The 21,073-nt window shown below is 39.3% G+C and carries 18 protein-coding genes; 4 read left to right on the top strand and 14 right to left on the bottom strand.

Going from position 1 to position 21,073, the window contains the following annotated elements; genetic code table 11:
* Window positions 1-263: 263 nt before the first annotated feature.
* On the bottom strand, window positions 264-3,323 hold the full coding sequence (locus MOZ64_RS06280) for a DUF4268 domain-containing protein (protein WP_320325737.1): 3,060 nt from the start codon (window positions 3,321-3,323) through the stop codon (window positions 264-266).
* A 391-nt stretch (window positions 3,324-3,714) separates the two neighbouring features.
* On the opposite strand from MOZ64_RS06280, the gene MOZ64_RS06285 reads away from it, so the two are divergent.
* Window positions 3,715-4,386, top strand: coding sequence for a B3/B4 domain-containing protein (locus tag MOZ64_RS06285; protein ID WP_320325738.1), 672 nt, complete (start codon window positions 3,715-3,717; stop codon window positions 4,384-4,386).
* Here the strand turns inward: MOZ64_RS06285 and MOZ64_RS06290 are convergent.
* From MOZ64_RS06290 to MOZ64_RS06310, 5 genes are read right to left on the bottom strand one after another with little or no spacing between them, the layout of a single operon-like run.
* Window positions 4,380-4,841, bottom strand: coding sequence for a metallophosphoesterase family protein (locus MOZ64_RS06290; protein ID WP_320325739.1), 462 nt, complete (start codon window positions 4,839-4,841; stop codon window positions 4,380-4,382). The genes MOZ64_RS06285 and MOZ64_RS06290 overlap by 7 nt on opposite strands.
* A 9-nt stretch (window positions 4,842-4,850) precedes the next feature.
* The gene (locus MOZ64_RS06295) at window positions 4,851-5,897 is read right to left on the bottom strand and encodes a M15 family metallopeptidase (RefSeq protein ID WP_320325740.1); all 1,047 of its coding nucleotides are present in this window, start codon (window positions 5,895-5,897) and stop codon (window positions 4,851-4,853) included.
* A gap of 25 nt (window positions 5,898-5,922) precedes the next feature.
* On the bottom strand, window positions 5,923-7,680 hold the full coding sequence (uvrC, locus tag MOZ64_RS06300; RefSeq protein WP_320325741.1) for an excinuclease ABC subunit UvrC: 1,758 nt from the start codon (window positions 7,678-7,680) through the stop codon (window positions 5,923-5,925).
* 14 nt (window positions 7,681-7,694) lie between these two features.
* Window positions 7,695-10,004, bottom strand: coding sequence for an endonuclease MutS2 (locus MOZ64_RS06305; protein WP_320325742.1), 2,310 nt, complete (start codon window positions 10,002-10,004; stop codon window positions 7,695-7,697).
* Window positions 9,985-10,500, bottom strand: coding sequence for a CvpA family protein (locus MOZ64_RS06310; RefSeq protein ID WP_320325743.1), 516 nt, complete (start codon window positions 10,498-10,500; stop codon window positions 9,985-9,987). Before MOZ64_RS06310 ends, MOZ64_RS06305 begins: the two co-directional genes overlap by 20 nt.
* 36 nt (window positions 10,501-10,536) lie before the next feature.
* Here MOZ64_RS06310 and rnhC point away from each other — a divergent pair, with 36 nt between their 5' ends.
* Window positions 10,537-11,385 carry a ribonuclease HIII gene (gene rnhC / locus MOZ64_RS06315; protein ID WP_320325744.1) on the top strand — a complete coding sequence of 283 codons (849 nt, stop codon included), beginning with the start codon at window positions 10,537-10,539 and terminating at the stop codon, window positions 11,383-11,385.
* Window positions 11,386-11,392: 7 nt separating this feature from the next.
* Here rnhC and MOZ64_RS06320 read toward each other — a convergent pair whose 3' ends face one another.
* The 7 genes from MOZ64_RS06320 to MOZ64_RS06350 form a co-directional block, all read right to left on the bottom strand.
* On the bottom strand, window positions 11,393-11,890 hold the full coding sequence (locus tag MOZ64_RS06320; protein ID WP_320325745.1) for a deoxycytidylate deaminase: 498 nt from the start codon (window positions 11,888-11,890) through the stop codon (window positions 11,393-11,395).
* Window positions 11,891-11,936: 46 nt separating this feature from the next.
* A complete protein-coding gene (locus tag MOZ64_RS06325; RefSeq protein ID WP_320325746.1) occupies window positions 11,937-12,854 on the bottom strand; it encodes an RluA family pseudouridine synthase in 918 nt (305 codons plus the stop codon).
* Complete coding sequence (gene lspA, locus MOZ64_RS06330) at window positions 12,836-13,336, bottom strand: signal peptidase II (protein ID WP_320325747.1); 501 nt, start codon at window positions 13,334-13,336, stop codon at window positions 12,836-12,838. Before lspA ends, MOZ64_RS06325 begins: the two co-directional genes overlap by 19 nt.
* Before the next feature lie 4 nt (window positions 13,337-13,340).
* Window positions 13,341-14,930 carry an ABC1 kinase family protein gene (locus MOZ64_RS06335; protein ID WP_320325748.1) on the bottom strand — a complete coding sequence of 530 codons (1,590 nt, stop codon included), beginning with the start codon at window positions 14,928-14,930 and terminating at the stop codon, window positions 13,341-13,343.
* Between the two features lie 51 nt (window positions 14,931-14,981).
* A complete protein-coding gene (locus tag MOZ64_RS06340; protein ID WP_320325749.1) occupies window positions 14,982-16,424 on the bottom strand; it encodes a leucine-rich repeat domain-containing protein in 1,443 nt (480 codons plus the stop codon).
* A 103-nt stretch (window positions 16,425-16,527) separates the two neighbouring features.
* Entirely contained in the window at window positions 16,528-16,698 is a 171-nt protein-coding gene (gene rpmF / locus MOZ64_RS06345) for a 50S ribosomal protein L32 (RefSeq protein WP_128519590.1), read from the bottom strand.
* Between the two features lie 11 nt (window positions 16,699-16,709).
* Complete coding sequence (locus tag MOZ64_RS06350; RefSeq protein ID WP_320325750.1) at window positions 16,710-17,237, bottom strand: YceD family protein; 528 nt, start codon at window positions 17,235-17,237, stop codon at window positions 16,710-16,712.
* Between the two features lie 77 nt (window positions 17,238-17,314).
* Between MOZ64_RS06350 and MOZ64_RS06355 the strand changes: the two genes are divergently transcribed.
* Window positions 17,315-18,313: a nucleotidyltransferase family protein gene (locus MOZ64_RS06355; protein WP_320325751.1), complete on the top strand. Its 999-nt coding sequence runs from the start codon at window positions 17,315-17,317 to the stop codon at window positions 18,311-18,313.
* A complete protein-coding gene (locus MOZ64_RS06360; RefSeq protein WP_320325752.1) occupies window positions 18,310-18,846 on the top strand; it encodes a YdcF family protein in 537 nt (178 codons plus the stop codon). The genes MOZ64_RS06355 and MOZ64_RS06360 overlap by 4 nt, the downstream gene beginning before the upstream one ends.
* Before the next feature lie 10 nt (window positions 18,847-18,856).
* On the opposite strand, the gene MOZ64_RS06365 is transcribed toward MOZ64_RS06360, so the two are convergent.
* Entirely contained in the window at window positions 18,857-21,058 is a 2,202-nt protein-coding gene (locus tag MOZ64_RS06365) for a RelA/SpoT family protein (protein WP_320325753.1), read from the bottom strand.
* Between the last annotated feature and the right edge of the window lie 15 nt (window positions 21,059-21,073).

Consider the following 21,073-nt stretch of genomic DNA (forward strand, 5'->3'; position numbering starts at 1 on the left):
TAATTTAGACTCCAATCTAGAATTTTTTAAAGTTCTTGGAGCAGCTCCAAAAACTCTAATTGAATTCACTAAAATTATCGGAGATTTATTGATGAATTGGAATCCACTGTTTTATCTGACGCTTACCAAGTTTTATCCTACGTCATAAACATTAGTACTACATTGAGCTGTCTCCAATCTGTTAGAATTTTAATTAAACTTCTTGGGACAGCTCATTGTCAAACTTTGCTTTTGTTCAACTTTTAGAATTCATTTTTTGAGAACTATTGGTTAATCTGATGCAAAAGATTACCCGAAAGATTTATCTTTTCCAAAAATTCTTTTTGCTTATTCAATACATCTTCAAGTGCTAAATCCAATTTATCAAAAATATCTTTCTCTGTGAGTGCATCATTTAACTCAAATGTAGCAGATCTAAACAGGGTCTTCCAAATCCATCCTTCCGTTAATGTCTTGGAACTATCATTAATAATTCGATCATAAAGTGCTTTTTGCTCTGTATTCAAATTTGTCGAATTCAGACACATTATAATGTAAACAGAATGTCCAGTTTTATTTGTGATTTCAAAGAAATAATGATTATACGTTTTCCAACCACTTAGTTCTTCTGTATCTGGAAGCATTTCAGACATTTCCTTTGTTTTGAAACGTGTGCAAGTTCTACTGCTATGATCGAGATCAACTTGAATAATTCCATCTTCCGTTTTCTTTTTACTCCATTGTCTAGCGTAATAGGCAATTTTTTCTTTTGCAGCGTTGTCAAGGTCATTGTCACCATACCATTCTTCCAATATTGGCAAAATTATATCTAAATATTTTTTGCTCCATTCAGCCTGAAACTTTGTCATGCGAGGCCAATCAGCCTCATTGGTTATACTTACGTTTTTCAAAGAATGAGAAATCCATGAAGTTTTATATTCATCTGCACGATTCCAAACAAGAGTACTACCAACCGCATCCTCAATCTCATCTTTATGTTCTTTCAAATAGTCAAATGCCGTTTTGTTTTCATCTGCATTACTCTTGCTCAGATAAAAATCTACTCTAGCTTCATCATAATTGGCAACACAGTTGATACAGAAGCCACTTATTCCGAAAGAACCGCAAATCGTGTTTGTTGTATTTGGATGACAGTTTCTAAAGCTTCTAGTATTTGCTTCTTGAATGAGCGGTAAAGCGTATGTCCAATAGCGTTTTCTTAGATTGAATCGATTGTTATCAGCTATCCTATCCTGTTTTGCATCACGCAAATAAAATATCAGATCCATTGGATCCGCATGAAATTGTACAAATAATCTACGAAGAATTGATATTTTCATTGAGGTACTTGTATTTTTTTCCACGTACAGATCTTCATCAATTTTTAAGGGTTGTCTAAGATTATTTGGATCACTAGTGAAATAACTACTCAATTCGATAAAATTGCTTGTACTATATGCAAGACTAGAAAGAACCGATTTATCTTTTGAATGTAGGTATTTTACTACATGTTCGAACATGTCCGCCCAGCTCGATACTGGAGTTTCTAAATTCTGATACCTATACTTGACAATATCACGTCCTTTCAAATCAAAGTCTTCATCATCAAGTGAACAGGAATCAAATTCTTTTTCCTTTGGGATAAATGTAGAAGCAGGCATTGGCCATATCTTATTTGTAGCGATTTCGACCATTTCATTACTACGTTCTTGAATTTCATCTGGTCCCCAATGCTCCTTGGTAGCAATAAGCTGATTCATTCGAAGACCGCTTTTCTTGTATCCACGTTCTGCATCTCGTTTCTCCTCAAATGTTGCATTACTCATATTGGAGTTATAAGCAGTAAGAGTAAGATTTCCAAGACGATGAAGCCATTTTGCGTGAATTTCTTCTACTTCTGGTCCAAGAGATTCTATCCAAGCTGGCGTTAAATGCTGTGGCATGATGTGTTCAATCGAATAAGTTCCATTATCCAATAATGTATAAACATCCTTTGTCTCTAACGTTCCATAATTCTCGAATCGTTCAAATAGATAGGCCTTGTATTTTCCTCGCATCTGATAAACAGATTTTATTTCCAATGCCTGTGAAAATTCTTCATCATCAGGGAATCGACCGCTTTCTTTTTTTGAAAGCAACGTGTAAATAAACTTATCCACATAATCGTTCGTCGTATTATCATATCGAATGACTTCCCGATTAAGATTTAGAAAAACTTTATTCAAAGCATTTGTAGGTACATCGCATATGTTCCGTCGGAACAAATAATTTTCTGTAATCAGGAAAATTTGGGTGACATCATCCACAGATAATTTCTGTCCATCCTGATTCAATCGCAAAATCTCCATAAAGAATGGTTCTGTAACCGTGATTTCGAGTCGATGTAAACGATACATACAGTCATCAAGTTTCTGACTGTAAAGACCGCTCTTTCCTGTCATAAGTCTTATATAGATCCTTGCATATTTGACCATATCCTCAAGAAGAGAATTCACTGGAATTTTTTCAGATTCTACATAATTCTTGAATGAATGATAAACATTATGAATGGTTGGTGTAATCTGCTGTTTGATACTTAAATAGTCTCTGACAAAACTGCTAACATCGTTCCCCGTACAATCCTCAATCTTCATCCAATACTTATTAAAATATTCATTTTGCTCTTTGGGTTTAAGTCCCATTAAAATATAGTTTCGAATCTTATCGCCTTCTGTAAGGGCTAGACCAGTAGAATTTAGGCTTTCAAAAATAAGCTGTGCATTATCATCTCCATCCAATGTAATGCTTATAATCTGTAATTTTCCAATAGCTTCATACAAACTATCAACGGGTATTTCTTCTTTTAAAAGTTGATCACAGAAAAAGCGATAATTGATTGTCATGTTTGATGCTAACTCGTACTCCTCTGGATCACCGGCAATGAGCTTTTCAAATGCACCACGATCACTTTTTACTGGACGAAGTTTGATTCGATCATCATCTTTTGCCCACTGTGCGATAATGAATCTGTACATTATTTGCTCATCAAGCCGATCTATTTCAGATTCTATACTTCCTTTCCGAATCAAATTACAAATAGCAAGAAGCAGAAGTGTTACTGTTGTCAGCCGTTGTTGACCATCAATTATATGAAATTCAATGTTACTACCATCTGGAACAACTTGTGAAACGATACTTCCAAAGAAATGACTGTTTCTTCCATCAATAACAATTTTCTTCAAATCTTCATACAATTGACGACAATTATCAATCTTCCAGTCATATTTTCGCTGATAAACAGGAATGACATAGCGATTGTTCACACCATCCATAAATCTTAATAATTGAGCTTCTGATCCCTTCATTTGTTAAAACTCCATTCTATTTCTAGTTTCTTCTAAATATTTTGTTTTTTATTTAATTATAACAGGTTAATTTCTTCTTATTATGAGAATAAAAAAAACAGCACCGTACTTCGTGCCGTACTAAATGCCGTACTTGTTAAATGTATGAGAATGTTTAGAATGGCCTGTAACGGTAAAACAATAAAACGTGCCTTGTCTGCAAGCCTATAAACGCTTAGAATTGTACACAATCGCAAATCTTATAATTTCTTATTACCCTCCCAGGACGCCACCTAGACTTGATGACCTTCACAGAAGGTCTTTTTTTATAAATTTCATTGATATCCAATATCAAATACTTCTAGTTCCTCTTTGTATCTTTTCTCGATACGATACTATCGAGGTGATACACATGACATTTCAATTTAACGTTACAAAGGAAGTCTTGGATCTTGGTGTCAAAGTAAAAGCCGTTGTCATAGAAGGGATCGATAATACCTCCCTTTCTTCGGATTATCTTGCTTATCGAAAAGAAGCTATCCAACAACTTCAACAAAAATATGAAGGCATCAATGCCAAACAAGAAGCCATTGTACAAGGCTTTTATACCTTACATGATCAGGTAGGGGTTCGTCGTCGCAAGAATCCCCCGGCATCGGAAACTTTGATCAAATTGCTGCAAAAGCGCAACGATCTTCCTTCCATCAATAAATTGGTGGATATCTACAATATCATTTCTACCGATACGGAATTAGCATTGGGAGCTCATGATATCGATAAGATCGATGGCAACGTCACATTACGACTACAAGATGGGAGTGAACGATTTGTTCCCCTTGGTTTGGATGAACCACAACCTGTCAAGGCTGGTGAATACAGCTATATTGATGATGCCAATGAAATCATTTGTCACTTAGAGATTCGTCAAGTCAATAAAACATTGGTCGATGAACATTCCAAAAATATTTATTTCATTATCCAAGGCAATGAAGTTACTTCCGATGCTTTATTGGAAACGACGGCGCAAAAGCTCATTGATCGTGTGACTCAATTTTGTGGTGGCCAAGGCCAGATCATTTATTGATCCAAAAAAACAATTTGGGCCGAAATGGTCGTATCCACATCCAAGATGGCATAGCTTGGTGGATTGCCATCACGAGACATCCAGACAGAACCGGGATTTAATAAAAAGATCCCGGCTTTTTTTTCGATATGACTGCGATGGGTATGACCGTAACATACGATGTCACAAGCATGTCCTTTCGCTAAACGAACGAGCTCCTCTTCTCGATGAAAAAAAGAACAACGATGGGAATGTTCCATCAATAGACGATGAGTCCCAACGGAAAGAATCCGACGCGTAGGAAATTCACCCCAGAAATCATTATTTCCTAACACAAATAACCAGTTCGGATAATTTCGTGGATCTTCACATAGATCACCACAATGCAGAAATAAACTCGCTTCTGGGTGTTGATCATAAATCGTATCTAGAATTTCATTACTTCCATGTGAATCACTAGCGACAATGATACGCATCGTTACCTCCTACTCCTGATATTCTTCAAAATCCATTTTTTCCATGGATACATGATTTTTCCACATTTTGTTGGCCGCTTTTCTGCCAACATAACGCAATACAAAAGGTTGATAAGCCATATTGGTCTCATTTTGTTTCTCTTTTGGATAGCGAATCACAAAACCATACCGATACGCATTTTCCTCCAACCACACAATTTGATTTTGTTGACTTTGGGATAAGGATTTGATGGCATTTTCATAATTGTATGTGCCATCATCATTCTGATTGGCTTGACAGGCATCGATCCAAACCGTTGGATCGATCAATTGAATGGTATATCCCAGCTGCGCTTCATTTTGTCCAGCTGGCAATTGAAAACGATTGAGTACCGTCTCTCCATATTGATTTTCCAAGGCAATATAGGATTCATTGATCGTATCATACGATTGATACCCCGATATAGCACTTAAGCTTTCCCCATTCCACATAGCTTTATAGGCTTCTTGCATCTCGTTCCAATCATCGAGCACATCGGCTTGGATCTGGATGGAATCTTGGGAAACCAAATTGGATGGTTGATAACGATAAACCGATGTCTTGGAATCCAAGATCAAATATTTATCGGTAGGATCGGATGCTAGGGTCAATTTTTTTGTCGTGGTGGCATCATTTTCATAAAAAGTAGTCAGATCCGCATAGGTATAATAGGTCAATAGATCCACTAATTCACTGGATGTAAAATAGTTGGAATACTTATTCACAAAGTTAACGATGTACGCATCCGATTCTTTTTGCGTTTTTTTAGCCAAGTGATATTCATTCGCTAAACGAATATTAAAGCCTGGGATCTTGATAAAATCCATAAAAACAGAAGGTCGGATTTGTTGGGAAATGATATAATCAATATCCCGTGCATCCATATATTCTAAGATCGTTTCCCGATTCTTTTCGGTCGCATACGGATAGCGCGCCAAAGGATCATACGATTCATTCAATCGATAGAAGCAAGTTCCGGTTAAGATAGCACATAAAACCAACAATAGAATACGTGCCAAAAGTACGTTTCGTTCCAATATTCAATACCTCGCAAGCATTATATCATACTTCATGTAACCTATCATATAAGCTTTGTGCGACCCCTTTTGGCACCACTTGCGCCAATTCATCGATGCTGGCTTCTTTCATTTTTTTCATGCTTTTGAATGCCCTCATCAAAGCCTTTTTCCTGGCCGGTCCAATCCCTTCTACCGTATCTAAGATGGATTTGGTCATGGATTGATTGCGCAGTTTCCGATGATACGAAATCGCAAATCGATGCACTTCATCTTGCATTCTTGTCAATAAAAAAAACAAACTGGATTCTTTTTGTAGAGGAATCTCTTCCAACTGATCATTCATTAAAGCTCGGGTATTGTGTTTGTCATCTTTGACCAATCCAGCAATTCGTAAATCTAGATCCAATGCATCCCGAATTTCTTTGGCTGCTTCAATTTGTTGGGCTCCCCCATCCACCAGTAAGAGATCTGGCATAGGTTTTTGTTCTTTCAACAATCGCACATATCGGCGATAAATCACTTCTTTCATACTATCCAGATCCGATCGATAGGTATCCAAATGATAGTGACGATATTGATTTTTATCGGGCTTACCATCCACAAATACAACCAAACCACTGACATTAAAAGTTCCTGATAAATGACTATTATCAAACAATTCAACCGTATGGATCGGTGCATGGAAAATGGCCGATAATTGGGCATTGGCCTGATCCAATTCCTTTTGTTTACGAAAAACCAGTTCAAATTTTTGTTCATGGGCTGTTTTGGCATTCTTACAAACCAGATCCACCAAGGTCTTTTTATCCCCGCGCTGTGGAATATATACATGAACGCCTAACGTATCTTCTAATATATCGGTTGGCGTGCCTTCTGGCACTAATATTTCTTTGGGAATCAAATTATTTTGGTAATACTGCAAGATAAAGCTCACAAACGCATCCATCGTCTCTTCGTAGATGGGCATGACCGTAAAATTCCGTCCCAACAGCTTACCATCCCGAATAAAGAATCCTTGTAACGAAATATACCCTTTATCTTCATACCATCCAAATACATCTCGATCTTTGCGATCTTTAAAATCAATGATCTGTTTTTCCATGACATGATGAATGGAAGCAATCATATCCCGATATTCTTGGGCCTTTTCAAATTGTAAATTTTCACTGGCCACCATCATTTTGTCTTGGAGTTGTTTTATGATGGCATCCGCATCCCCTTTTAGGAACGCACTGATTTCTTTTCGATACGTAGCCATTTGTTCTTTATCCACTTCATGGATACAAGGACCCAGACATTGATGCATATGATAATACAAACAAGCCTGTTTAGGAAGGGTACGACATTTACGAATGGGCCAAAGGGTATTGATCAGCTTCACGATTTCATTGGCAGCCCCACTGCTCGGATACGGACCAAAATAGGTGTCTTTTTTGGAAGTCACACGCCGGCTTAAACGAACAGCAAAATAATCATCATGCGTCATCACGATATATGGATAGCTTTTATCATCCATCAACAAAATATTGTAGGGAGGATGATGTTTCTTGATCAAGTTGATTTCCAACAAAAGCGATTCTTTTTCCGAATCCGTCACAATAAATTCAAAATCACGAATGTGACTGACCAATCGCGTCGTTTTTTCATTATGGACCCCATGAAAATACGAACGCACTCGATTTTTCAATACCTTGGCTTTCCCCACATATAAGATCTCGCCGTTTTCATCTTTCATGATGTAACAACCCGGCTGATCCGGCAACAAAGCCAATTTATCTTGTAGATTTTGAGAAATAGCCATACGCATTCCCTTCCTTATTTCAATAATACGATCGTTGCTCCCAATCCACCTTCATTTGGACCAGCGGCCGTTTTTGATTTTACCACGGGATTTTTATCCAAATCATCCCACACAGCCGCACGCAACCGTCCGGTACCCATGCCATGGATGATACGCACTTGTTTGACATGATGAACGATGGCTTGATCCAAATAGCGATCCAATGCTTCAATGCCTTCTTCAACATGCATGCCAATCAAATTCAATTCCAACGGAAACCGATGAAAGCTGGGATCCACATGGGTCTTGCGTACGACCGGTTTGACTTGTGGTTTATGGATCTTGGTCAGCCGATTCAATTTCACCTTCATACGCATCCCATTGGTTTCGATTGTTGCTTCTTTCTTGCGAATATCAATAATGGTACCATGCGATTGTAACCCTTTGATTTGTACATAATCGCCCACTTGCAACGATTCGGCTACAGCCTCCTCTTCTTGCGGGATTTGATCCATCACATGCAATTGATGCAACAAAGCCGTTTGTTCATGCAACTTTCCTTGTTTCTGCTGCTGCAACGCACGAATGATGGCTTGTGCTTGATCTTGTTTCTTTTCCAACATTTCATGCAACTGCTCTTGATACGTACGATCCAGATCTGTTTTTTTTCGTTGCCATTGTTGCCTTTCTTTTTCGGCCTTTCGTTGCAGATCATGGGCATTTTCAATCAAAGCATCAAAACGATCTTCTTTGGCTTGAACTTCATTTTGCATCTTTTCTAAACGAGCTAACTCTTGATCCACTTTCTGCATATGGGTTTGTTTCCATTGATTGGCCGAGGCCAAAATTTGCGGGTCCAGATGATATTGAGCCGCAATCGAAAAGGCATACGAAGAACCCGAAATACCTTCCAGATAGCGATAGGTAGGTTGAAGGGTCTCTTGATCAAATTCCACACTGGAAACTAAGATAGAATCATTGGTCTTGCCATAGGCTTTCACTTCATTGAAATGGGTACTCGTAATGATCGTGGTTTGTTTCTGGATCAAATAATCTAAGATGGCAACCGCTAAACTAGTCCCTTCCAAAGGATCCGTACCATTTCCAAGTTCATCGATCAATACAAACGTGCGATCATCGGCTTGTGCACAAATAGTGGCTAATTTTGAAATATGGGAGGAAAACGTAGATAAATTCTGTTCAATCGATTGGTGATCACCAATATCAAACCACAATGACGTATAATAGGGGACGATGGCACGATGACAAATCACCGGAAAACCAGCATGTGCCAAAGTCACAAACAAACCAATGGTCTTTAAGGTGACGGTCTTTCCTCCCATATTTGGCCCAGAAATCATTAAACAATATTGATTTTTGGAACACGAATACGTATTGGCCACCACTTTTTTGGGATCGATCAAAGGATGTCGTGCTTGTTCCAATAAAAAAGCATGATCTCGCGTTTGGATCATGGGCACACATCCATCCTTTTGATATGCCCACATTCCTTTCGCAAAAGCGACATCCAATACCGTCATCGTTTCCAGATTCGACAAAAGAAGGATCGCTTTTTTCGCTACTTGTTGACTCAATTCTCGGCAGATCCGTTCTTTTTCTTGTTCAATCTTTCCTTCGAGATCTTGAATCTGATTATTGACTGCAACAAACGCTTGAGGTTCCACATAAAAAGCCAAACCACTTTGCGACTGGCCATGGACCATGCCCCCAAAATAGTTTTTGTCCTGTGCTTTGACCAAAACCGACAAGCGATTGCCAATGGTCGTTGTGGTCGTATCCATCAAATGCTCTTTATGGGCTTTGATAAAAGCTTTTGCACTGGCCTGCAAAGCCAAGCGAGCCCCCGTCAAGGCACGATGTAAACCAGCCAATTTCGGGGTCGCATCCAATTTGATTGATCCGGTTCGATCAATTTGTCGATCAATGGCTTTCATTAACGGTATACAGGGATCCATCGTATTGGCTAATTCCATGCATCGTGACGCATCGGTATTGCGCAATGTATTTTGGACATTTCGACAAGTTCCCAAAAAGATCGCGATATCACTCAGATCATGTCCGGAAAGGACCATTTGTTTAGTGGCTTGCTGGATATAGGGTTGGATATCTTTACAACCACCAAATTCTACGACGACCCCTTGTTGATGGATCTTTATAGTTTCTTTGACCATATCCAATTTCCATTGTATTTCATGCAGATTGGTCAAGGGTATACTTGCCAAAATATCTTGTTGCGAACAAGAAAAAGAAGCAAAATGAGAAATTTGCTTCAATACGGTTTGCCAGTCAATGGCTTGGTCAAATTCATCGTAGGTTGTTGACATGGTCAGTCACCTCTTCTTTCCATTGGTTCACAGTATGGATCACAACACTGTGTTGCACATAGGTATCGCCATTTTCCACAAATGGCAATTGACAAAACGCCGTCCATAGGAAAAAGATGCATCCAACTTCCACAAATCCAATGCCTAAACCGGCCATATGATTGATCAAAGAAAGGGCACTCTTTTTTCTTTTGGGGCGTGAGGCATCGACAAGAAACAGAAACAAACGTAAAAAAATACGAATGCCAAGGATCAAAAGCACAAACCATACCAACTTATTCAATGGATCATCAATCAAACTGGATAGATGAACCAGTGGATAGGCTTGGCTTAGATCATCATAGAACCACCAAGCGCCTACAAATGAAAGGATGGTTGCCATAAGATCAAAAAGTTGGCGCAGAAAGCCTTTATGAAAGGCGCGCAATAAAATGAAAAAACTGATCAATACGAGCACAAAGTCGTAGATTACAAAATAGTTCGATTGAAGTATCATGTCTCATTCTACCATATTTTATGATAAAATGTAGCCATGAATACTCTGACAAAAAAAATGTCGAAAGCAGAAATCTTCGACTTAAAAAATCGTGTGGCTGATCAAATTCAAAAAGAAAGTCATCCGGCCTATACGTTTTATCAAATTAAATTGCGTGAATGTACCATTACGGCTTATACATCTGGTAAAGTCGTTTTCCAGGGAAAAAATTTAGATTGGTTGGTTCCCGATACTAAAGAACAAACCGATGTTTATCCACAAGCTGGCAGTGATGAAGTCGGTACCGGTGATTATTTTGGACCGGTCGTCGTAAGTGCAACCATTGTTGAAAAAGCACAAGTCGATGTATTGCGTTCGTTGGGCATTCAAGATTCCAAACAGATCAATGATGAAAAGATTCGTCAACTGGCACCAGAAATCAAAAAATTATGTCCCTATACGATCTTGGTCGTATCCAATGACAAATACAATCAAGTGCATCAAACGCATAATATGGTCGATATCAAGTGTTTATTACACAATCAAGCCTATCTCAACCTCCATCAAAAAGGCTATGTCCTGCCCTCCTTTTTGATCATTGATCAATTTGTCCAAAAAAAGTCTTACTACAAATACCTTCAAGATCAGCCGGAAGTCATTCCGAATATCCATTTTGAGACCAAAGCCGAAAACAAATACCTATCCGTTGCGTGTGGAAGCATCTTGGCACGAAATGCCTTCTTAGAAGCATGGGATGCCATGGAAGCCAAGTATCAATTTCACTTTGAAAAAGGCGCTGGCAAACAAGTGGATCTTTGTGCACAACATTTTGTCGATCAATTTGGTCCATCTGAATTATGTCATGTTGCGAAGTTGCATTTTGCGAATACAAAAAAAATCAAATAAGCGGCCGTTATTGGCCGCTATTTTCATCTTTCAGGATCTGTACATCCACTTTTGTCTGATACGTTAAATGCACCAACTCTACACCGGCATCGCGAAACATCTTCTTGCTGGCGATATTTTCTTCCGTTCCTTTATATTTATCACTTTCATAGACCACGCAACGAATGCCCGATTGAATGATGGCTTTGGCACATTCATTACATGGAAAGAGCGAAACATAAATGGTACAACCTTTCAGATCTTGGATACTATTTAAGATAGCATTCAATTCGGCATGTACGACATAGGGATATTTGGTTTCTAAAAAAGAACCCTCTCGTTGCCAGGGAAATACATCATCATCACAACCGCGGGGAAAGCCATTATAGCCCAGGCCAACCACGCGTTTATCGGCATTCACGATGCAAGCCCCCACTTGGGTATTCGGATCTTTCGAACGCATGGCACTTAAATGCGCAACACTCATAAAATATTCATCCCATGTCAAAACATTGTTTCGTTTCATATTGTCCTTCCGTTTCTATTTGTCGATGCCAATCAAGCGGATTGCTTTATATACTCTTTCCCAATTCCAACGCATTTAATATTCTTTCAAACGTTGGGTCCAAGGGAGCTTCAAAATGCATTCGTTTTTGCGTGGTGGGATGGATAAATTCCAAAGCACAGGCATGCAGTAATTGGCCATTGGCCGAAATGGTCTTGCGATATCCATATTTGGGATCGCCCGCAATGGGATGTCCAATATATGCCATATGTACACGAATCTGATGCGTTCGTCCCGTTTCCAATTGACAACGAATATATGCATAGTCCTTAAAATTTTCGATTACTTGAAAATGCGTGATGGCCGGTTTGGAATTTTTTTCCGTTACCGCCATTTTTTGGCGATCTTTAGGATCCCGTCCTATCGGCGCATTGATCGTTCCATAACTGTGATCAAATGGATGATGAACAATGGCTACATATTCCCGATGACAGGTCTTATCGGTCAATTGTTGGGATAAAGCCATATGGGCTTGATCGTTTTTGGCCACCACCAAAAGCCCCGATGTATCTTTATCGATTCGATGCACGATGCCTGGGCGCAAGATGCCATTGATTCCTGATAGATCATCACAATGATCCATTAATCCATTCACCAATGTATGATCCATATGTCCAGGAGCTGGATGGACCACCAGTCCCTTTGGTTTGTTGATGACCAATACATCATGATCTTCATAAATGATGTCCAGATCCATCTTTTCTGGTTGGACATCCAAAGGCTGATCATCGGGAATTTCAATGACAACACGATCATTCACCTTACACGTATAGCTTCCTTTTTCCTGCTTGCCATTGACATGGATCTTATTTTGATCGATCAATTCCTTGACGCGTGATCGCGAAAGCGCACAATACGTAGAAATGATCTTATCCAAACGGCCACCTGCCATTTCATTGGAAATTGTCATGATTTTGTTTTCCATTGAGATTTCACCTTCCAATCATCGTAGAAAAGAATGATCACCAAAGCCGCAAAGCCAACGGTAATACAAATATCGGCCACATTAAATACGGGAAATGGCTGTCCAAAAATTAAAAAAGAGAAAAAATCACGCACATAGCCCAGTTTGAATCGATCGATAAAGTTGCCAATGGTCCCTGCAACCACAAAGGATAAACAAAGTTGGGTGCGTAAATCGTTGTCACAATGAAAATAAAAATAAATCATCACGCCCAAGGCAACCAGGGTGATGGCACCAAAAAACCATATGCCAAAGCCTTCAAAAATGGAGAATCCAGCACCAGTATTTTGAATATACGTCAAATAAAAGAAACGATGAATGACTTCAATGGATTGTCCTAATGGAATAGTATGGACAATGGCACTTTTGGTCCATTGATCAAAACCGATCATCACAAATAGAATACAAACACTTAATAATAAAGAACTTTTTTTTGGTTTCATACGCTTAAAACATTTTATTTCTTCGATGCAATACTAACATTTTCACAAAGAGCCAGAAGCTCATCAGGATGGCCACCACAAAGCCAAAAAAGCCCAACGCCGGAATGCCTAAGATTTCGGGTTTCATATTGGTCATACATAATAGACTGGATCCTAATAAGAGGGCTGAAATCAAGATACAAACAATCAAACGATTGACCATTCGATCCAATTTAGCGATGGGCTGATTCGAGCCCAATAAATTCAGATTCATCTTTAATTGACCTCTTTCCAGCATCTTTAATACATCGCTGGTCTGCCCCGGAATATGTAAGGTTTTTTCATAAGCCCGTACATTATCCCGCATCCATTGTTTGAAATCATGTTTCAAATGAAATTGGCGCATCGTGGCTTTATGATTGGCTGCAATCTGCAACATATTCGTATTGGGATCGAGATCTTCCAAGGTGGCTTCCATGACGGTCATCGAACGAGCCAACATAGAGACTCCTTTTGGCAATTGAATGCCATAATTATGGCAAATCGCAAAAACGTCTTGGATCATTTTGGCGACATCGATTTGCGAAAACGGCATATTGATGTATTGATTCATAAATTCTTCAATTTCAACCATGAATTTCGCATAGTCAATTTCTTTTTTGGGCTTTCCTAGAGCTAAGATATCATCCACGACACTCATGGTATCTCGCATCGCAATGGCTTGGACCGCATCCTTCATGATTTCTCGCTCCCGTGAATCCAGGATCCCCATCATCCCAAAATCGATCCATACGATCACATCATCTCGCACCCGAATATTACCAGAATGTGGATCCGCATGAAAAAAACCATTCTCAATAATTTGGGAAATGTAGTTATAGGCCAATTTTTTCGCTAGATCGGTCCGATCGTAGCCATGATCATCCAATTGAGCGGATTGATTCACATCGATCCCATCAATATATTCCATGACCAAAACATAGCGGGACGTATATTGATCATAAATGACGGGTGCATCAATATATTTCACATCGGCATAGGTTTCCTTAAAACGCTTGGCAAAGCGAGCCTCAATGGTAAAATCCATTTCTTGTTGGGAAGTGGTCCAAAATTCATCCAAGACCATATCCAGGTCAACAACGGAACTCACAATATCGGATAAATTCAAAAACCGAGCGGCTTTGCGAACCAATTTGATATCGCGTTCCATGATTTGATAGATATTGGGACGTTGAATCTTGACGACCACATGCTCTCCATTGGCTAGTTTAGCAGCATGAACTTGAGCAATCGAAGCCGAACCCAACGGATCTTCATCAAAATAAGGAAACAGCGAATGCCAATTCGGACCAAATGCACGGGTCAAGACGCTGTCTACATCACTCATTGGCATGGGACGTACATTCGATCTTAATTTTTCCAATTCCTTACAATATCGTTGTGAAAACATATCTTGTCGTGTCGACATGATTTGTCCGATCTTCACAAATGTAGGTCCTAGATCTTCCAAGATCTCACGAAATTTTACAGGATCCATTCCTTGTTGAATTTTATGTTTGCGTAAAATCGAAAGGATCTCTATAAAACGAGCTCCACTTGCTTTTGTTTTTGCCATGCTTTTATTTTATCACACTATAGATAAATGAAAAGGTCCGTCAATACGGACCTAGTCAGTAAATTTATCATAAAATTCCATGCTCTCCAATACGGAAGTATCCGCAATTGGATTATCATCCAATCGTAAGGCTTCCAAGAGTTGAAGATCTTTTAATGGGGTCACATCTGTGATATAGTTGCCTTTCAAGGTTAAGGAACGCAAAAATTGCAGATGTGATAAAGGCGTCAAATCACTGATGGCATTGTGATCCAAGCGCAAGTAAGAAATAAATGGACATTTTTCTAATGGGCTCAGATCCGTAATGATATTGTTGTAGAGATCAACATTACATAAATTTTCCAAATTGCTCAATACGCGAATATCTTTGACATCATTATCCTCCAAAGACAAGATACCTAATAACTTCATTTGTTTCAGACAACTGATATCTTTTACACTATTTCGAGCCAAGTTCAGATCCACCATATCTTTGCATCCCTTTAATACATCAATATTGCGAATATGATTGGTATACAAATCCAAATGAACCAACTTTTTGGCATTCTTCAAGAAATCAATATTGTAGATCTGACAGAAACGAGCCGAAAAAGACTCTAAATTCTTTACATTCGTAAATTCATCCAAGTGTGTCAAAGCATTCATGGAAACATTCACCATACGTAAACTAGGAAAGCCATTCAACAAACGCATATCGGTAAATCCGGTTTGTTCCATATAGATTTCTTCAATATAGTGTAATTTTTTTAAGAAATCAAAGCTCTTTGGATGATTATAGGAAAGATTTAAGACCTTTAGTCTTGGAAACTTCGATAATATATCGTATTCGGTCAAATAAGGACAGTTGGATACATCCAATTTGGTCAGATTGGTCATCGACAACAAGGGTGAAAGATCAGACATCAAATTGGTTGAAAGGTCCAATTCTTCGATATGGGATAGATACGTCAGATCCTCCACATCAAATAAACGCATTCTTGCCATCTTCAATTTCTTTAAATGCTTCAAAGTACCTAAGATGGCATAGCTAAATGGACCATTTTCAGTATTGATATTGACCGTTTCCAGTTTTCGACAATGCTCGATATATTCAATACTGTCGATCTTTGAACGCTCCAAGTTCAAGTATTCCAGATCGATCATAGCGGCAATGCTAGAAACATCCATCGTATACAAATTATTACGAGAAATATCCAATCGTTTCAATTGTCGGAATCCATGCAACGCTTGAATATCACGCAATTGATTGATCGATACATTCAAGTCTTCCAGATTGCGAAGATCCTTGATGGGTTCTAATGTTTCTAACTTATTATTGGATGCATTTAAGCGTTCTAGATTTTCCGCATATTCCAAACCATCCAAACATTCAATTTCTTTTCCAGGAACTTGTAAATTGATAAGTTCTTTCATCTTTTCTGGGGTAATTTCGTCTTCTTTAATGCGCAAGGCTGAAGCAACAGCGGCACGCAAGGCGTCATCTTTGATCAACATGAGATAACCTCCTAACTTCACTAGTTTCATTATAACAAACAAAACCTATGGAAAGTACAAAATTTAATTAAAAAAAGCATAGATCTTCATCTATGCCTAAGGATTACTTTTCAACGACTTGGCGACCGTGATATTCTCCACAAGAACACATCTTGTGAGCCAATTTGTATTCGCCACAGTTCGGGCAACGAACCAATGTTGGTGGCACTAATTTATAGTGACTTCTACGTTTTCCCTTACGTGTTTTAGATCCTCGTCTTTGTTGAACTGCCATGCTCGCACCTCCTAGTCATCATCATCCAGTTTGAATTCACTTAACTTTGCCCATCGTGGATCGATCGTATCTTCATCTTCTATCGGATCTTGATCAGAAAGCAATTGCCAGCCATCCCCTTTGGGATATTGGTCACGTGGCAATCGACTCACGCTGATTGGTGCCTCTAACAACACCGTTTCAAATATTTCCGGATTAAGATCAATGAAGTCATGTTTTACAACAATGATCTCATCATCGGCATCCTCATCCAATTGATCGAGTCGAACAAATGAGTAGGTTGATTGCGACGTCGTGTCAAATGTCACTTCGATATCCTCTGAAGTAATCGAATCACAAACGATCATCACACCGTCCATGTCCAAATCAGAGAAAACCAGTGCGTTTCCGTCAAACTGTAAAGTGCCCGTAACATGCACTTCAGGAATGGACTTGACTTGAGTATGATGGAGTAGATCGTTTTCTTCCATAGCGAGATGTTCATCAATATGTATGATTCCATTTTCGGAATGCAAGAAGTCTGTTTTTGTAAATTTCACGATCTTCACCTCATGTCGCATTTGATATTATAGTAAAAGCACACAAGAATGTCAATAAAATATGTTAGACTATAAGTATGTCGATCTGTGGAATTATTGCTGAATACAATCCCTTTCATCAAGGGCACGCCTATCAGCTTGCTTATGCGAAAAAACATTTTGATACTCTTGTTATCCTTACTTCCATGTATTACAGCCAAAGAGGTCTGCCCTCTTTGCTCTTACCGGAAGATAAAGCACGACTGTGTTTGGAACATGGAGCGGACCTGGTGATTGGCCTGCCCGTCTGTTACACGGCACAAAGTGCCGCTTATTTTGCGAAATACAGTTTACAAGCCCTACACCAGATTCCCATCGATCATTTGTTGTTTGGTTCCGAATCCAATGACATCCATCATTTGGAAAAAACCTATGAATCGATTCAATCAAAACCAATCGATGCCTCTACCAGCATGAATCATAATCTTCAATTGGATATATTGCCCAATGATCAATTGGCCCTCTATTATGTGCACGAATGCAAAAAAAGGGGAATCCAACCGGTATCGATGCAAAGAGATACAAGCTATCCATCCGCTACGCAAACCCGTCTGGACTATTTTAGTGGAAAGCCAGTATTGTATGATACCTATTTTCAAACCCACCAACAATGGGAAAATTATTATCCCTATTTGAAAACATTCCTTCAATTGAGTCCACCCGAAACCTTAGAACAGTATTTTTTGGTCAATGAAGGCATTGAATATCGCTTAAAGAAAGCTGCCAAACAAGACACGTGGTCTGATTTTCTTGAAACTGCCATTTCCAAGACCTATTCCCGCTCACGGATCCAACGAACCTGTTTGATGATTTTGCTACAAATCACCAAAGATAAAATGAAAGATCACAATCGATTTGATCGACTGATCGTCTTGGGCTTCAATGAAAAAGGCCAACAACTATTGAAAGGCAAGGATTGTGCCACTAAATTCAAAGAAATGCAGGCATTTGATCAATTCATTGAAAATCAAACGCTTACTCTATATAACAGTGTGCAGCCACGACCCATTCATAGAAAGGCGGTCCTGAAAAAATGATCCTACTTTTGCTATTGATCCTTGTATGTTTTTTCGTCTATGAATATTACTTTCCGCCCATTCCCAGACCCAAGGGCGTCTATCCCTATGCATTATTGTTAGGGTGTCCAACCCATGCAGATGGGAGTTTATGCACATCCGCAAAAAAACGTTGCCAAAGAGCCATTCAGGCCTATCAAGATCATCAATTTGAAACGTTGGTAATTACAGGTGGTGCCGTCAAAAATCAATATACCGAATCCATTGCGATGAAAAATTATATTCTTGCCCAATGTTCCATGCCAATCATCTGTGAGACCCGATCCAAGAATACTTGGGAAAATATGGTCTACTCCAAAGAAATCATCCAAAACCAGCCTGTATTGATCATTACCAGTGGAACGCATGCTCGTCGGGCTTGTGCCATTGCGAAGCAACACTTTCACCAATACAGTGCCATCTGGTATCCAGAACATCGACCCAAACATATTTTCAGAGAAATGGTTTCTCGGCTTTTATATATCAAGATCGAACTACAAAAGAGGTTGCCCTAAGACAACCTCTTTATTGTATGACACGAACCACATCACGAACCGAGCGAACTTTTTTCAAATTGGACATCAAATTTTGAAGATGGGCTGCATTTTTCACGCCCAAGGTCAATTTGGTCGTTGCAGTCAATCGATTGGTGTCGACACCTGAATCCACATGCCGTAAATTAACGTTACATTGTTGGATCACGGTCACAATATCACTCAATAGATAATTGCGATCATCGCTATAAATGATCAATTGCGCTTCGTATTGTTTCTCTTCCAGATCCTCTTCCCATTGCACCGGAATCAATCGCTTGGTTTCATGTGCCACATTCGGACAATCTTTGCGATGGACTTTCACACCATGTCCTTGTGAAATAAAGCCAACGATCTCATCTCCAGGAATCGGCTGACAACAATTGGCCAAGGAAACCGCAATCGTATCGATACCGGGTACGATCACGCCGGTTTCGGATTTTTTACGCATTGGATTTGGCTTGTTGTACAATTTGATGATATCATCATCTTCCATCGCTTTGGCCTTAGTCGTATCAATGCGATCCATGACCGATTGCATCGATACTCTCTTATTGGCCAAGCCAATGTAGAAATCATCCAACGTTTTATAGGATAAAGAACCAATGATCGTTTCCAATCGTTGGGGCTCAATGAGTTTTTCATCCAAATGCCGCCGCACGATCTCCTCTTTCAACATCTGTTCGCCCTGTTTGATCATTTCTTTCTGCTCTTCGCGATCTTTCTTTTGCAGGAAAGAACGAATCTTATTTCGAGCATGCGCACTCCGAACGATCTTGATCCAATCTGGCGATGGTCCCGGTGAATTCTTATTGGTGAGGATCTCAACGACATCGCCATTATTCAATCGTGTATTCAATGGAACGATGGCCCCATTGACTTTGGCTCCCACTGTTTTATGTCCAACATCGGTATGAATGCGATACGCAAAATCGACAGGACAAGAACCAGGCGGTAAGGTGATGACACGGCCTCTTGGTGTCAAGCAATAGACATTGGCTTCAAAGATGTCTTTTTGTAGAACGGACATATATTCTTTGGCATCTTCGCTCTCTTCATCGGTCATTTGGGAAAAATCCCGGAACCAGGCTAATGAGTCTTCAATATCTTTTTGGCGCGTCTGATGATTGAAATTGCTGTTTTCTTTGTATTTCCAATGAGCAGCGACACCACGTTCCGCAACTTCATCCATTTCTTCCGTACGAATTTGAACTTCAAAAATATTACCATGCGTAGGTTCAACGATCGTTGTATGCAAAGATTGATATAAGTTGGCTTTCGGCATCGCAATATAATCTTTGAATCGCCCTGGAATCGGCCGATAGGTTGCATGGATATAGCCCAATATTTCATAACAATGCGTTACCGTATCGGTAATGATCCGGATCGCATACAAATCTAAAATTTCTTCAAATCGCTTATTTTTGTTGACCATCTTTTTATAGATGGAATAAAAATGCTTGCTTCGACCAAAGATACGATATGGAATATGATATGAATCCAAGATCGTTTGGATATCATTGATCATCATTTGGACTTGTTCGTTACGTTCGGAAACCCGTGTTTGGACCAATTCTTTGATGTTCTCATATTCCCTTGGCTTTAGGTATTTAAAAGAAAGATCTTCCAATTCGCTCTTGATCTCATTCATACCCAAACGATGCGCAATAGGGGCATAAACACTCAAAGTTTCCTTAGAGATTCGCTGTTGCTTCTCGGGCTTCATATATTGAAGCGTCCGCATATTGTGCAAACGATCGGCCAATTTGATATAGATGACACGCACATCTTTGGCCATCGCAATAAACAATTTCCGATGATTGCTCGCTTGATAATCTTCTTCATCTTGGAACTTAATCTTACCAACCTTGGTAACCGCTTCCACCATTTCAGCTACTTCTTCACCAAATTTTTCTTTGATCGTATCGTATGTGACTGCATCACAATCTTCCACAGTATCATGCAGCAAGCCAGCTTCGATGGTTCGTGGCCCACAATGAATTTGCGCCAACGTATCCGCTACTTGAATGCAATGCGTAATATAAGGAGCCCCACTTTTGCGCTTTTGATCTTTATGGACGTCAAATGCAAAGGCATACGCCTCTTGGATCTTTTCTAAACTGTCCGGGTTATGGATATAAGTTTTCACATGTTCCATACATTCATCAAAAGAAACTTCTTTAAATTCACTCATGTCCATACCCTCTCT

The organism is Absicoccus intestinalis (assembly GCF_033971885.1).
Lineage (GTDB): Bacteria > Bacillota_I > Bacilli_A > Erysipelotrichales > Erysipelotrichaceae > Absicoccus > Absicoccus intestinalis.

Coding starts and splice junctions, on each gene's coding strand:
- rpmF (WP_128519590.1), bottom strand. CDS start 16,698: ATGGCAGTTCAACAAAGACGAGGATCTAAAACACGTAAGGGAAAACGT.
- MOZ64_RS06310 (WP_320325743.1), bottom strand. CDS start 10,500: ATGATACTTCAATCGAACTATTTTGTAATCTACGACTTTGTGCTCGTA.
- MOZ64_RS06320 (WP_320325745.1), bottom strand. CDS start 11,890: ATGAAACGAAACAATGTTTTGACATGGGATGAATATTTTATGAGTGTT.
- MOZ64_RS06325 (WP_320325746.1), bottom strand. CDS start 12,854: ATGGAAAACAAAATCATGACAATTTCCAATGAAATGGCAGGTGGCCGT.
- MOZ64_RS06305 (WP_320325742.1), bottom strand. CDS start 10,004: ATGTCAACAACCTACGATGAATTTGACCAAGCCATTGACTGGCAAACC.
- MOZ64_RS06335 (WP_320325748.1), bottom strand. CDS start 14,930: ATGGCAAAAACAAAAGCAAGTGGAGCTCGTTTTATAGAGATCCTTTCG.
- MOZ64_RS06285 (WP_320325738.1), top strand. CDS start 3,715: ATGACATTTCAATTTAACGTTACAAAGGAAGTCTTGGATCTTGGTGTC.
- MOZ64_RS06360 (WP_320325752.1), top strand. CDS start 18,310: ATGATCCTACTTTTGCTATTGATCCTTGTATGTTTTTTCGTCTATGAA.
- MOZ64_RS06280 (WP_320325737.1), bottom strand. CDS start 3,323: ATGAAGGGATCAGAAGCTCAATTATTAAGATTTATGGATGGTGTGAAC.
- uvrC (WP_320325741.1), bottom strand. CDS start 7,680: ATGGCTATTTCTCAAAATCTACAAGATAAATTGGCTTTGTTGCCGGAT.
- MOZ64_RS06365 (WP_320325753.1), bottom strand. CDS start 21,058: ATGAGTGAATTTAAAGAAGTTTCTTTTGATGAATGTATGGAACATGTG.
- MOZ64_RS06340 (WP_320325749.1), bottom strand. CDS start 16,424: ATGTTGATCAAAGATGACGCCTTGCGTGCCGCTGTTGCTTCAGCCTTG.
- rnhC (WP_320325744.1), top strand. CDS start 10,537: ATGAATACTCTGACAAAAAAAATGTCGAAAGCAGAAATCTTCGACTTA.
- MOZ64_RS06290 (WP_320325739.1), bottom strand. CDS start 4,841: ATGCGTATCATTGTCGCTAGTGATTCACATGGAAGTAATGAAATTCTA.
- MOZ64_RS06355 (WP_320325751.1), top strand. CDS start 17,315: ATGTCGATCTGTGGAATTATTGCTGAATACAATCCCTTTCATCAAGGG.
- lspA (WP_320325747.1), bottom strand. CDS start 13,336: ATGAAACCAAAAAAAAGTTCTTTATTATTAAGTGTTTGTATTCTATTT.